Source organism: Paraburkholderia phytofirmans PsJN (genome assembly GCF_000020125.1).
GTDB classification, from domain to species: Bacteria; Pseudomonadota; Gammaproteobacteria; order Burkholderiales; family Burkholderiaceae; genus Paraburkholderia; species Paraburkholderia phytofirmans.
Genome location: NC_010676.1, coordinates 2526196 through 2539714, shown reverse-complemented (window position 1 = coordinate 2539714; position 13519 = coordinate 2526196). Strand labels below are relative to the sequence as shown.

Genomic DNA, 13519 nt, shown 5'->3' with positions numbered 1-13519 from the left:
AGGTTGTCTTCACTATAGTGCCTCACGGGCTCAAACAAAGGACGAGGTCATCGGCCATTTGAACAGGCCCCGCGCCCGGCATGTGCCAACGCCAGCGCCAATCTCGCCCCGACCTCGGCATTGTGTTTGATGAGCGCAATGTTTGTCGCCAGGCTGCGTCCACTCGTCAATGCCTTGATACGAGCCAGCAGGAAGGGCGTCACGGCCTTACCGGCGATACCTTTCGCCGCGGCCTCGGCGAGCGCCTGCTGGGTCAGCGCGTCGATCTCCTCGGACTTCATCGCTGCCGCTTCCGGCACCGGCGTGCTCAATACCACGCCGCCGACGAGCCCCAAGTCCCACTTGGTCCGGATGAAGCGTGCCTGCTGCGCCGCATCGTCCAGCCTGAAGTCCGCGCGAAAACCGCTGTCGCGCGTGTAAAACGCGGCGAAATTGTCCTGCTCGCAACTGAGCACCGGCACGCCGTGCGTTTCCAGATATTCCAACGTGAGTCCAATGTCCAGAATGGACTTCGCCCCCGCGCAGACCACCGCCACTGATGTCTTCGCCAGTTCCTGCAGGTCGGCCGAAATGTCGAAGGTTTCCGGCGCACCCCGGTGCACCCCGCCAATGCCTCCGGTCACGAATACCTCGATGCCGGCCAGGGCAGCGCATATCATCGTGCCAGCCACTGTCGTGGCGCCAAGCCCGCCGGCGGCCAGCACGGCTGGCAGGTCGCGGCGGCTGACCTTGTGTACCTGGTCCGAGCGCCCAAGCAGTTCCAGTTCGTCGTTTGAAAGACCGATGCGGATTCGCCCGTCGATCAATGCGATAGTCGCCGGTTCGGCGCCCAGGCTGCGGATTACGGCCTCCACTTCGCGCGCAGTGCGAACGTTCTCCGGATAGGGCATGCCGTGAGCGATGATGGTCGATTCCAGCGCCACGAGCGGGCGGCCGGCGGCTTGCGCAGCGGCCACAGGTGCGCTGAAACTCAACCACGAGCGAGCAGGATCCGTAATCATCGCGATGTTCCCGGCGGTTTATTGCGTTCAAGTATGCAACAGGGGGCGGCTCCAGGGTTCACTCGTTGCGATGCGATGGCGCTTATCATTAGGATGGTCAATGTCGGGTCGGGAGGTTCCATGCCACCGCTACGCGCAATCAATCTGCTCCAGTCGACGGAAGGTGCCCGGCTCCATGGCCCGGAGCTCGACCGCTGGCGCCGTTGGGGGCCTTATCTGAGCGAGCGGCAATGGGGCACTGTTCGCGAAGACTATAGCGAATACGGCACCGCATGGGACTACTTTCCGCACGATCATGCGCGCAGCCGCATGTACCGCTGGGGCGAGGACGGCATTGCCGGATTCGGCAACGACCCGCTCGACTGGTGCGTATCGCTCGCGCTCTGGAACGGGCACGATCCGATCATCAAGGAACGGCTCTTCGGCTTAGCGAACGAGCAAGGCAATCACGGCGAGGACGTGAAGGAGCTTTACTTCTATCTCGACGGCACGCCGACGCATTCCTACATGAAGATGCTGTACAAGTATCCTCAAGACGCGTACCCGTACCAGGACCTCATTGACGAAAATCTGCGGCGCGGCGCGGAACAGCCCGAATATGAAATTCTCGATACGGGCGTGTTCGACGATAACCGCTACTTCGACGTTTGCGTCGAGTACGCGAAGCACACTCCCGACGATATCGTGATGCGCGTGACCGTCGAAAACCGAGCGGATCAGCGCGCGGCGCTTCATCTGTTACCGCAATTCTGGGCGCGCAACAGATGGGCCTGGTCGGGCAAGCCCGGCAAGCCGGCGCTTACGCTGGAGTCGAATACAGAGAATGGGACGCGCGTTATCGCGCGCCATCCCGCGCACGCCACGATGATCGTCACGGCGTCAGCGCAACAGCCGATCGAGTGGCTCTTCTGCGAAAACGAAACGAATGTACGCCGTATTTTCGGTATCGATGGAGCGGGGCCGTTCAAGGACGGCTTCAATGACTACCTCGTCGACGGCGACGAGCAGGCCGTCCGGCGCGACAAGGGCACTCGTGCCGCCGCGCATGTGAGCCTGCAATTCGCGCCTCATGAGCGCTCGGTCGTGTATCTGCGCTGGCGTCCCGAAGCGGCTGCGGATGCCGCGCCTCTCGACATGCAAGCGCTCTTCACGCGCCGGCAAGCGGAAGCCGACGAATTCTATGCGGCGCTTCAGCACGACATTGCAGACGCCGATGCGCGGCTCGTGCAGCGTCAGGCACTCGCCGGCATGTTGTGGTCGAAGCAGTACTACCAGTTCGACGTGACGCGCTGGCACGACGGCGACCCCGGCCAGCCGCCGCCGCCGAGAGCACGCAGGCACGGCCGCAATGCGGACTGGCGGCACATGTGCAATGGCGACATCGTGTCGATGCCGGATAAGTGGGAGTACCCATGGTACGCGTCGTGGGATCTCGCATTTCATGCAGTCGCGTTCGCTATGATCGATCCCGACTTCGCGAAGAAGCAATTGCTTCTGCTCGTGAAGGAGCGCTATATGCATCCGAACGGCCAATTGCCCGCTTACGAGTGGGCATTCGGCGATGCCAATCCGCCGGTTCATGCGTGGGCCACATGGCGTGTGTACGAACTCGACCGCGAGGTGACGGGCGTTGGCGATCACGAGTTTCTTGAAGTCATGTTTCACAAACTCCTGCTCAATTTCTCGTGGTGGGTCAACCGCAAGGACGCGGATGATCGCAACATCTTTCAGGGCGGCTTTCTTGGGCTCGACAACGTGGGCATCTTCGACCGGTCTTCGCCACTGCCTACCGGCGGCCGCATCGATCAGGCCGATGGCACGGCATGGATGGCCTCGTACGCGCTAGATCTGATGCAGATCGGCCTGGAACTGGCCATGACGAACAGCGCGTATGTCGAAATTGCAGTGAAGTTCTTCGAGCACTTTCTGTATATCGCGGAAGCGGTCAGTTGCGACGAAGGGTGCAAAACGGGGCTATGGGACGGACAAGACGAATTCTTCTACGACGTACTCCACCTTCCGAACGGCGCCCGTGTGCCGATGCGCATTCGTTCGATCGTCGGGCTGATCCCGCTGTTCGCTGTTCACGTGCTCGAAGATCGCGTGTATGGCCATTTGCCGGGATTGCGCGAACGGCTGGCCTGGTTCCTCGATCATCGGCCGAATCTGGCCAAGCTGGTGTCGCGCTGGACCGAGCCGGGCAAGGGCAATACCACGCTGCTGTCGCTGTTGCGCGGACACCGGATGAAAACACTGCTGCGCCGCGCGCTCGATGAAAACGAGTTTCTCTCCGAGCATGGCGTGCGGGCGCTGTCGCTCGTGCATCGCGATGCACCTTATGTGTTCGACCATGACGGCGTGAAAGTCTGCATTCAATACCAGCCGGCTGAATCGGACTCGCGTGTTTTCGGCGGCAATTCGAACTGGCGCGGGCCGGTCTGGATACCCGTCAACTACCTGCTGATCGAATCGTTGTATGAGTTCTATCGCTACTACGGCGATGAGTTTCGCGTCGACTATCCGACAGGATCGGGAAACCTTTTCTCGCTGAGCGAGATTGCCGACGACCTTGCGCGGCGCGTCACCACGCTCTTTCTCAAGAATGCACAAGGTGTGCGGCCCGTGATGGCGGCTTATCCGATGCTGCAAGCCGACCCGCGTTCGCAGGATCTCATCTTGTTTCATGAGTACTTTCACGGTGACAACGGACGCGGCGTCGGGGCTTCGCACCAGACCGGGTGGAGCGGGCTCGTCGCGCTGCTGCTTCAGCCGCGCATGATGAAGCTGTCGCATGTTGCGGCCGATGTTGCGTCGGCGGATTCGGCAGTGGGGGAGGATGCTGCTGCGGCGGCAGTGCGGTAACCCTCGCCATCAGATTGATCGCGACTTGTCGAAAAACCCACGAGGACTTGAAACGTGAGGGGTTTCTATTCGTAGCCGAGCTTGTGACTCAGAATAGGCGCGAAAAAGAGTGCAATCGCCGAGCCCGCCGCTTTGCCTTCGAGTTCGGCGGCCGCAGCCGCAGCCTGCATTCCATACGAATGCATGAACAGATCGAATAACTGGGGTAGACAGTAAAGTACTGCAATCGCTATGCAATAGGATTGCGCGACGGATATGCGCCAGCCCTTCTCGACGGCGACAGCAGCGGAAACAATGCGCAGAATGGCGAACAATACGAGCGCGCCGACGGCTGCCTGTTCGCGGACCAGATACTCTGGAATAAACTCGACCATGACTTTCTGTGCACCCGCTACGTTAAACCGCCTTGGATTGAAGATCACCCGTTCGACGTCGAGGGTCGAGCCGACAGGTCTCGATAGTACCGATGCAACGCTAGCGGCACGACGGCGCGGCTGAATGAACCATAGTCTTGGCCGATATCGTCAAGACTCACGGGCCGTCGGCCGAACGCCTATTCTTTTTTTTCGCGAAATCGATGGTGGCGTGTTGGCCGTGTCGCGACGGATCAGTCTGTCAGCATGCGGGTACTGGCGAGCGCGCAAGCAGGTACCCTTCGAAATCGGCGGCCACTTCCGGGTGACGTAAGGCGAACTCGACGGTCGCCTTGAGATAACCCAGCTTGCTGCCGCAGTCGAAACGCGTGCCGTGATACTTGTACGCGAGCACCTGTTCGTCGGCGAGCAGCGACTGAATTGCGTCCGTGAGCTGCAATTCGCCGCCCGCGCCCGGCTTCAATGCACGCAGATGTTCGAAGATGCGCGGCTTCAGCACATAGCGTCCCACCACGCCGAGATTCGACGGCGCCATGCTCGGTTCCGGCTTCTCGACAATGCGCGACATCTTGATGATCGAGTCTTCCCATTTCTTGCCGTCGACAATCCCGTACGACCTGGTCTCCTCTGCCGGAATCTCTTCGACGCCGATCACCGAGCTGTGATAGTGGTCGAACACTTCGATCATTTGCGTCATAACGGGTGGCGTGCCGTACAGCAAGTCGTCCGCGAGAATGACGGCGAACGGGTTGTCGCCCACGAGCTTTTCGGCGCACATCACCGCGTGGCCCAAACCCAATGCTTCCGGCTGACGCACGTAGAAGCAGTCCACATGGCTCGGCTTGATGCTGCGCACGAGTTCCAGCAGCTTGTCCTTGCCGCGTGCCTCGAGTTCCGCCTCGATTTCATACGACTTATCGAAGTGGTCTTCGATTGCGCGCTTGCTGCGGCCCGTGACGAAGATCATTTCGGTGATGCCGGCCGCCATTGCCTCTTCCACCGCGTACTGGATCAGCGGCTTGTCGACAATCGGGAGCATCTCTTTCGGGCTCGCCTTCGTGGCGGGAAGGAACCGGGTGCCGAGACCCGCCACCGGAAATATGGCCTTGGTAACTTTGAGCATGTGTTGTCCGGGGTGTTCGCGATAACGACGTTAGAGATTAGCCTGCTTGCTTAAAGAGACGGACCCAAAGCGAAGCTGATCAGACAGTGTTTGCGTATCGTCTGGCAGATCGACTCAGGGTGGACGAGCGCAACCATAAAGGCGAAAGCCAACTATTGATGCGAGATGGCGGAACAGGCACCGCTATTGGCTAAAACGAATACACGCAGGCTTTGCGGGAGCACCGCGAAGGGGAACGCATGGCGCGCGTCGACAGCATCGATGACAGCGGCGAGGGCCTGTTGCTACCCAATCAGCGTGTAACGATGCTACGTACGAATATCATTGGCGAAATCCGCTGAAAATAATTTTTTCGCGGAAGGTTCAGGAAGAACGGGCGGCAAACAAAATCACGGTCTTCTCTGTCGGAGGGCCTTAGCCGAGACAGTCGATCAGGCTTGCTCCGCCGGAGACGCCTCCCTGCCCATGCGGTAATCGGTGGGTGTCGTCGCGAGATACTTCCTGAACAGCTTGGCCAACTGGCCGCCACTGCCAATGCCGCAACGCCGTGCAATCTTATCGACAGGCAAGCGCGACTCGACGAGCATCCGGCAACTCATGTTAAGACGAGCACGAAGCAGATAGTCGGAGGGGGTCATGCCGATCTCGCTCTTGAAGCGGCGCAGGAAGTTGCGCTCGCTCATCGCGGCAATCTTCGCGGCCGCGTCGATAGAAACAGGCCGGTCGACGTTTTCCTCCAACCAGCGCGCCGACGCCATAATCTTTTCACTGACTTTGGGCGCTCCGCTGCGGGAGACGGACATGTCCCAAGGCATATCCTGCTGAGGCGCAACCGATTCAGCGACATGACGCGCCACCTCCGATCCCATATCCTCTTCCACGATACGCAGTGCTGTGGCGACCTCAGTCGGAGCTTCGCTCAGTGCGCGCACTTGATAGTAGTCGCTCGTTTCACTGTCGCCATATAGGAGGGCACTGTAGCGGCTGGGAAGCTTGGCTGCTTCCAGGAGCAGTCTGCCCTCGGCGATCGGATGAACGATCTCGCTGAATGGATGCCTGCGGCGCAGCCAATTGCTCAGGCGTTCGTCGCGGCAGGCATGGGGTACGCCCGCGCCGCCTGCGATGAATAGCAGATGTCTGTCATCCGTGACCTGGTGCGAGTCGACACTCTCCGTCCAGACGAATACCGAAGACGAGCTTGCAATACGGCCGCCCGCAGCCGACAGCAATGAGACGTCGTAACGCGGATGCAATTGCTGCGATGCGCCGAATGCGTTCGCTTTCTGGAAGATCTCGATGATTGCCGCCACTTTTGGCAGCGCAAACCCGTTAAACAACGCTATGTCGACGCGAGTCAACTCACGCGTCTGCGTTCTCATGGCACTTTGCCGCGAGCAGCGCGGCAGAGTATTTACCAGCTCCATTTGCTTTTCCCCGGAATGTTTTGGCCTTCGAAGCTCTTCCCTAGACTCTCTGTTTTTTTCTTATCTTTGGATGCTATACAACCAATTCTAACGTAATTATTACATGTCCGATTTGGCCAACACATTGGCCGTTCACGACCCGGCTGAAAAAATTTCCGGTTTAGCGGAGAAAATCCGCCGTCGAATGTGTCCAAAATCTGAATTGAGCGAATTTATGCTCTTGGGATAAATTCGGCGAGAAATAAGACGGAATGGATAGCGTCTTCGTGGAGACGGTTTGTGCGAGAGTGTGTTATGAAAAGAATCGGAAAGACACTGCTCATTACTCCCGCTCAACCTTACGAGATGTCACTCGTTTCGATCTTTTTCAAGGTAGGGCTTTCCTGGGTAATTTCCGGTCGAAACTCCCGCTATCATGGGGTCGCTGTCGGCAGTTCGCCCGCCTTAACCGGATCCACGCAGAATCTTTTTGGCGGTTTGCCATATTCTCAGCGCGCAGGGCTAAATAAGTCCTGAACGTAGCCGATAACGCATACATGCGTATAGAAGATATTCAGACAATCATTAGCGCCGCTTTCGAAACTGCCGATTCCATAGTCGGCGCGCGTGAGTGGACTACGGCCGAAGATGCGAGCGCAATGCACGACATCATCTTCTGGGACATGCTTTCCAGGCAATTGCCGGATATAAGCGTTGTTGATCTGCTGTCGATTCTGAAATAGCACCGTGCGAGGCGGGCTCAGGACGAGACACCACCCGCCAAGCACATTGTCATTCAAGTGATCCGCTTACCCGGCATCGCGCAGACCTCTATTGTTTCCACTCAATTCATGTACCACTTGTCGACGTATCGGGTGAATGCGTAGATTGTGTCCGCTTTCAGCACAACGTCCTTAGATAAGCGCGTCACGATGCCCGATCCGTGAACGATGGTCACATTCGGATTCCCCAGTACGCGAATCGTTTGACCATCGGCGGCGCCGGAAAAATACGAGATTTCCGTGGGCGTCATGTAGTTATCCAGCACCACGAGACCTGAGCCGGTGACGTTGACGATCCGCGTCCCAGCCGGAGGCTTAATGGTGAGCGGCGCACCGGCTACGCTCGACCCTTCATGGTTCTGGACCAGGAACAACCCGGCCTGATTGAAGCTTCCCGCGCATGCAAAGTATTGATTGCGCGCATCCGGGTCGGATTCACTGACGTAATCCTCGAAACCATACTTCTGAAGACGCTCTTTTCGACCCTCAGAGCGGCATGAGGTCAGTATGTTCGAGCGCGACTTCGACGACATGTAGAAGCCGCTATAGGTGCCGACCCCGGCGGAACTATTGTTATAGCCGAAGCACGTGCTCCATATCGCGCTGCCATCGACATAGAACCCGTGGCCGATATTGGAGTCGCCGCGGCACTGCGAAATGCGGTGCTGTGATCCTCGCAACGGTGCGATGTAGATGCCACGCTCGGCGTCTTCGCCAATGCAATTCGACAGGAAATTATTTGCCCCGCCAACGACAATCCCGCACAGAAGAAGGTCCGGCGTCACCAGGCCGCGACCCGCGATCAGGGAAGGGTTGGCTTCGATACGGTTGAGGAAATCGTCGGTGCCGAACGTTTCGATACACCCGGAAATCCGGTCGCGCTGGCGATTGAGCAAAACGTTTGTCGTCAGAATATCTTCAAAGACGACGCCAAATCCTGCGAGGTGCTGAAATCCCTGGTCGGCGAAATTGTTGGCGGTGCAACGTCGAATAGCGGCCCATTTGACCAGTTGAAAGCGCACCCCGCCACCATTTAAATTTGCGCCACATCCTTCGAAATTGATGCCGCTGATGCCGATACCGCGCACGAGCGTCGACGGAGTATCGACCACGAAGCCGTGGTCCGCCTGTACCAGAGTTACACCAGAAATATGGCCCGGAAGATAACCGAACATCGTGCTACTCGACACCAGCGACACGCCGTTCTTCAGGACGATATTGCAGCGATAGCGCCCAGCAGGAAAGCGGACTACTCCGCCGCCACGTGATTCGAGCAGGTCGATCGCGGACTGGATCGCGACGCTGTCATCCGAGCGGCCATCACCCTTTGCACCAAATCGCTTGGGATTGATATCGGCATCGTTCAACTCTTCGGCCACCGTCCGGACGATACTCGTCGGTGCTGCCGCCTTGAATGCGATTGATTGAGCGTTGCCTGTTCCCGACGGCGTGTCTTTCGACAACCCCGTATCTACAGATGACGCGTCCGGTTTCGTTTGCCCATTGACGGCCGCCGCCGCGCTGAGAATCGTGCCTGCCAGGGCACCCTTGATTGCCTGCCTTCTGTTAGTCACGGTATGACTCTCGTTCGTCGATCATTTATTGCGTGCAACTGCGTTGCTGACGAGTTCCTTGACAAGGACAGTCGGGAATACCAAAGCGTCGTGTGCGTAGCGGCGCAGCAGACGCCGGGGCTCCGTGACGATCCGGTGCAGCCATTCGAGGCCGGTCTTGCGCATCCAGACTGGAGCGCGCGCCTTCTCGCCCGCAATGAAGTCGATCGTCGCACCCGCACAGATCGCCACCTTTGCGTGGATGCGAGCTCTGTACTCATGTACCCATAGTTCCTGTTTGGGTGCGCCGAGTCCAACGATCAACAGATCCGGTTCAGCAGCTGCGATCTCGTAGAGAATGCGATTGCACTCGGACGGCAACGTCTCGAATCCGAAAGGAGGGGAGTATGTACCGGCTATCAGAACGTTCGGCCAGCGCTGCGCAATAATACGCGCGGCACGCTGAGCAACGCCGGAGCCGGCACCGAGCAGAAACACGCGCATGGGCTGATTCATGGACCGCGCCTGATGAAGGAGACTCGGTACGAGGTCGCTGCCCGGCACGGTTTCCTTCAACGCGCGACCCATCATCCGCGATGCGAGTACTAGCGGCTTACCGTCGGCGAGTACCATCGACGCGCCTGCATACGCGGCCTGGAATGCCAGAGAGTTTCGAAGTTTGACGATATGGTCCACATTCGGCGTGACCACGTAACGGCATCTTGCGTGCGGCGATTCGAGCCACCGCGCCAATGTCTTTGCCGCCGTGTCCATTGAAATGGCGTCTATCTCTATCCCGAACATCGTGCATTTGGTGGTCATTTAACAGGCCTCAGGTCGATAGGACGTGACGAAGCGCTCCGACTGAAAATTCAATCGGAGACTTTGGAAAACTAACTAAGTGAGAATCTTGCTGAACTGACCTTGAGTCGGTCTTTGTCGGCTTGATATGCCCAGCATCGCCACGATAGGATGCGCCGGGCCGCCTCCGTGGAAGCGTGCGCGAGCAGCGCTAAGCGCTATGCAGTGCCGGTTCTGCCATATCGGTCCTCAAGCCGAACGATGTCGTCCTCGCCGAGATACGCTCCGGATTGGACTTCGATCAGTTCAAGTGGGATCTTTCCCGGATTGAACAGCCGGTGCGATACGCCAACGGGAATATACGTAGACTGGTTTTCCGTCAGTAAGTCCTCGCGTTCGCCGTTCGTAACTAACGCTGTGCCCCTGACTACGATCCAATGCTCGGCGCGGTGATGGTGCAGTTGAAGACTCAATTGGGCACCGGGATTGACAACTATCCGTTTGACCTGGAAGCGCTCGCCCTGGTCGATGGATTCATACGAACCCCACGGGCGCGTCACGCGCCGATGCGTAACGGACTCGCGCCGTCCCGTTGCATTGAGACTGTCGACGATAGTCTTTACGTTCTTGGCGAGATCGCGATGTGCGACGAGCACAGCGTCTGCCGTTTCGACGATTATCAGGTCGCTGACGCCGATCGCCGCGACCATGCGGTGTTCAGCGCGGATATAGGAATTCGACACGGAATCTTGCAGCACGTCGCCTATAAGGGCATTGCGCTGCTCGTCGTGCGGCGCAATCTCATGCAGTGCGGACCACGATCCGATATCGCTCCAGCCGAGATCGTCCACAGAGATAACTGCTGCGCGATCGGTACGCTCCAGAACTGCGTAGTCCACCGAGATGCTTGGGCAGTCGGTGAAGGCGTCTTTGCCGAGCCTGAGAAATTGCAGATCGGGATGTGCATCTTTGTACGCTTGATCCGCGAAGCGGGCGACGTCTGGCTCGTATCGTTTCAGTTCGTCCAGGTAGACACCTGCGCCAAACAGAAAAATTCCGCTGTTCCACAAGTAATCGCCACTGGCCAGCAGTTCGGCGGCGAGCGCGGCGTCAGGCTTCTCGACGAAAGCGCTAACGTTGTATGCCTCGTGCTCCTTGTCCGCCAACGATTCGCCCTTGCGGATGTATCCGAACCCGGTATGCGGTGTAGTCGGCACCACTCCGAATGTGACGAGCCGTCCATCGCGTGCCAGAGCAATGCCGGTCTCGACGGCATTGTGAAACGCGTCAGCATTCTGAATGACGTGATCGGATGGCAGCACGAGCAACAGCGCTTTTGGATCATCCTGAATAGCGAAATGCGCCGCGGCTGCAATCGCCGCTGCGGTGTTTCTCGAAACCGGTTCTAGGATGATCGCAGAGACGTCCAGAGCGATTTCCTTCAGTTGATCGGCAAGCTGAAAGCGGTATTCGGCATTTGAAACCAGAACCGGCGGCCTGGTGTTATCGAGAGCATTGACGCGTCTCAGCGTAGTCTGCAACAGCGAGTGCTCGCCCGCGAGCGTGAGGAACTGCTTTGGTTGACCGCCACGAGACATCGGCCACAACCGAGTTCCACTGCCGCCACATAGAACAACTGGGAAAATGCTCATGTGCTTCTATCCTGTATGCCTCGTTCGATGTGACTCTACTGAGCAACCCATGTGTTGTGCGTCTACTGTCTTAATTCGACATACTTTTGGCAGATCCGGGTAACCCACTACAAAAGAGCTGCACAGGGCGTTTGTGACACACGTCGATCCTATTGCCGGCCGGCGATTGACGGATAGTCTCGATAGGCGAGAAGCATGAAGACGAAGATCGACAGACCGAGTGGTTCGATCATCAGCAGACCTGTGAAAACGGCAAAGACAAGTGGCGCCATACCGCCGAAATCTCTACGCACCCGGAGCCAGAGAACCCAGCAATAGATGACGGTGACGGGCACGCCGTATTTGTAGATCATGCCGGTAATCGAATTTGATATACCTGCGTCGTTCTCCTTGATGTAGCCATACTCGTCCAGCGCCAGAGCGTTGTAAGCGTCGAGGTCGCCGCTCGGACGGCCGAGCAGCAAGCTGTCAGCTGCCGCGCGCGCGCCGAGTGTCATGTCGTTGATTCGCACGGTGATACTCGAGTCGCCTTGCAGCGAGCGGCCGAACAGGGTCGAGAAGGCGTCGTCTATCGCGCCGGGGGCGGCCAGTACCAGAGTCACCACGACGCCCAACATGATCGCCGCGAGATTCGCGAGTCGCGGCTGGCGCTGATGCATGTAGCAGTAAGCCGCGAATGGCATCAAGACCGATAGGGCTCCCATGGATTGAGTCGAGAGAGCGGCCAGAAGAAACACCCAGTTGGGTCTCTTTTTGTACTTCAAGAAGTTGTACGCGAAGGCCATCGTCAGCATGACGCCGTACACACCGGCTTCCCAGAAGATGCCCTGGTTGCGGTAGTGATTGAAGCGCTGCAAATCGGTCGAGCGGACATAGAGAAGGCCGAAGACCGTGCTGTATTCGTCGTCGATATGGCGTGCGATGCCGGGGGCCACATAGGCGAGCGGATAAAGCACTAGCGAGATGATCGCCATGTAATACATCACGTCGACAAAAAGCTCGCGAAAGTCGCGACGTGTGCGCTTGAAATAGATGCATGCGACGCCCGCAATCAGCGCTTTCAAAATGACGAACAGTTCCTTGTCGTCGATCTGAAAGTCCTGCACATAACTGGCGACGAGGATCGCGATAACCAGAATCCCATAGCTACCGCGGATTGCTCGAGGAAAGCGTACCGATACCAGGAAGCTGCAAAATAGAACCACCACGATTGCGGCGATCATTGCGGAATTACCAACTCGAACCACAACGATCCAACCGCCGCTGACAAGCAGAATTGCGGTCAGCAGTAGCGAGGCGCGGATTTCGCGCCGGAAGAGGGAACTAAGCATGATTGATTTCGTTCGTGACACTAGCGGAACAGGCGGCGCGGGCAGAAGGTGCGCCCTTTAACCATTGCTTACGATCCGGATGCCAGTGTCGAACCACGCGAGCGGGTGCGCCGACGGCGACGCAGAAATCGGGGATGTCGCTTGTGACGACGGCATTAGCGCCGATCACGCAGTGGCGGCCAATTCTTGCTCCGAGTATCACGACGTTCTCGCCGATCCACGAGCCGTCGCCGATGTTGACCGGGCGGCGCTGAATCAGGTCTTGCGTCTTGACTGGTGTGTGGATGTCTTCGTATCCGTGAATATAGTCGGCGACATAGACTCGATCGGCGATCAGTACGTCGCATCCGATCTCGATCGAGTGGGTGACAATAATGTGCGCGCTGTTGCCGATGTAAACGCGGTCCCGGATATCGAGTCGGGGTTGCACGGAGAACGCGCGAATCGTCTCGATCCATGCGAAATTGTTAACGAATACGTCGGTGCCAATCGCGATGTTGTCCGATCCGTCGATCCGGATTGGCCTGAGAATGCGGGAACGTGCCCCGAACCGTGCGAAGAAGAACGGATAGATCAGCCCCTGAAGTGACGTCCTGAGCCGATTTCGAACCTTGAAGAAGATGCCTATGTTCACGTG

Annotated in this window: 11 protein-coding genes; 2 read left to right on the top strand and 9 right to left on the bottom strand. The window is 58.0% G+C overall.

All coding sequences use genetic code 11. From position 1 onward, the window contains the following. Positions 1-47: 47 nt before the first annotated feature. Positions 48-1001: a pseudouridine-5'-phosphate glycosidase gene (locus BPHYT_RS31120; RefSeq protein WP_012428114.1), complete on the bottom strand. Its 954-nt coding sequence runs from the start codon at positions 999-1001 to the stop codon at positions 48-50. Positions 1002-1121: 120 nt separating this feature from the next. Between BPHYT_RS31120 and BPHYT_RS31115 the strand changes: the two genes are divergently transcribed. Continuing rightward, positions 1122-3863, top strand: a complete 2742-nt coding sequence (locus BPHYT_RS31115; RefSeq protein WP_012428113.1) for an MGH1-like glycoside hydrolase domain-containing protein — start codon at positions 1122-1124, stop codon at positions 3861-3863. Positions 3864-3928: 65 nt separating this feature from the next. On the opposite strand, the gene BPHYT_RS31110 is transcribed toward BPHYT_RS31115, so the two are convergent. The 3 genes from BPHYT_RS31110 to BPHYT_RS31100 all read right to left on the bottom strand — a co-directional run bounded on the left by BPHYT_RS31110 (position 3929) and on the right by BPHYT_RS31100 (position 6784). After that, positions 3929-4237, bottom strand: coding sequence for a hypothetical protein (locus tag BPHYT_RS31110; RefSeq protein WP_012428112.1), 309 nt, complete (start codon positions 4235-4237; stop codon positions 3929-3931). 241 nt (positions 4238-4478) lie between these two features. Further along, positions 4479-5360 (bottom strand): UTP--glucose-1-phosphate uridylyltransferase GalU, encoded by an 882-nt coding sequence (galU, locus tag BPHYT_RS31105; RefSeq protein ID WP_012428111.1) that lies wholly within the window; start codon positions 5358-5360, stop codon positions 4479-4481. Between the two features lie 431 nt (positions 5361-5791). Further along, a complete protein-coding gene (locus BPHYT_RS31100) occupies positions 5792-6784 on the bottom strand; it encodes a helix-turn-helix domain-containing protein (protein ID WP_012428110.1) in 993 nt (330 codons plus the stop codon). Positions 6785-7320: 536 nt separating this feature from the next. Between BPHYT_RS31100 and BPHYT_RS31095 the strand changes: the two genes are divergently transcribed. Then, positions 7321-7506 carry a hypothetical protein gene (locus BPHYT_RS31095; RefSeq protein WP_012428109.1) on the top strand — a complete coding sequence of 62 codons (186 nt, stop codon included), beginning with the start codon at positions 7321-7323 and terminating at the stop codon, positions 7504-7506. A gap of 101 nt (positions 7507-7607) precedes the next feature. Here BPHYT_RS31095 and BPHYT_RS31090 read toward each other — a convergent pair whose 3' ends face one another. The 5 genes from BPHYT_RS31090 to BPHYT_RS31070 all read right to left on the bottom strand — a co-directional run bounded on the left by BPHYT_RS31090 (position 7608) and on the right by BPHYT_RS31070 (position 13516). Then, positions 7608-9119: a glycosyl hydrolase family 28-related protein gene (locus BPHYT_RS31090; protein WP_012428108.1), complete on the bottom strand. Its 1512-nt coding sequence runs from the start codon at positions 9117-9119 to the stop codon at positions 7608-7610. A gap of 21 nt (positions 9120-9140) precedes the next feature. Beyond that, entirely contained in the window at positions 9141-9920 is a 780-nt protein-coding gene (locus tag BPHYT_RS31085) for a WecB/TagA/CpsF family glycosyltransferase (RefSeq protein ID WP_012428107.1), read from the bottom strand. A 197-nt stretch (positions 9921-10117) separates the two neighbouring features. Continuing rightward, positions 10118-11551 carry a mannose-1-phosphate guanylyltransferase/mannose-6-phosphate isomerase gene (locus BPHYT_RS31080; protein WP_012428106.1) on the bottom strand — a complete coding sequence of 478 codons (1434 nt, stop codon included), beginning with the start codon at positions 11549-11551 and terminating at the stop codon, positions 10118-10120. A 149-nt stretch (positions 11552-11700) separates the two neighbouring features. Further along, positions 11701-12882 (bottom strand): hypothetical protein, encoded by a 1182-nt coding sequence (locus tag BPHYT_RS31075; RefSeq protein WP_012428105.1) that lies wholly within the window; start codon positions 12880-12882, stop codon positions 11701-11703. Next, positions 12875-13516 (bottom strand): acyltransferase, encoded by a 642-nt coding sequence (locus tag BPHYT_RS31070; RefSeq protein WP_012428104.1) that lies wholly within the window; start codon positions 13514-13516, stop codon positions 12875-12877. The genes BPHYT_RS31075 and BPHYT_RS31070 overlap by 8 nt, the downstream gene beginning before the upstream one ends. Between the last annotated feature and the right edge of the window lie 3 nt (positions 13517-13519).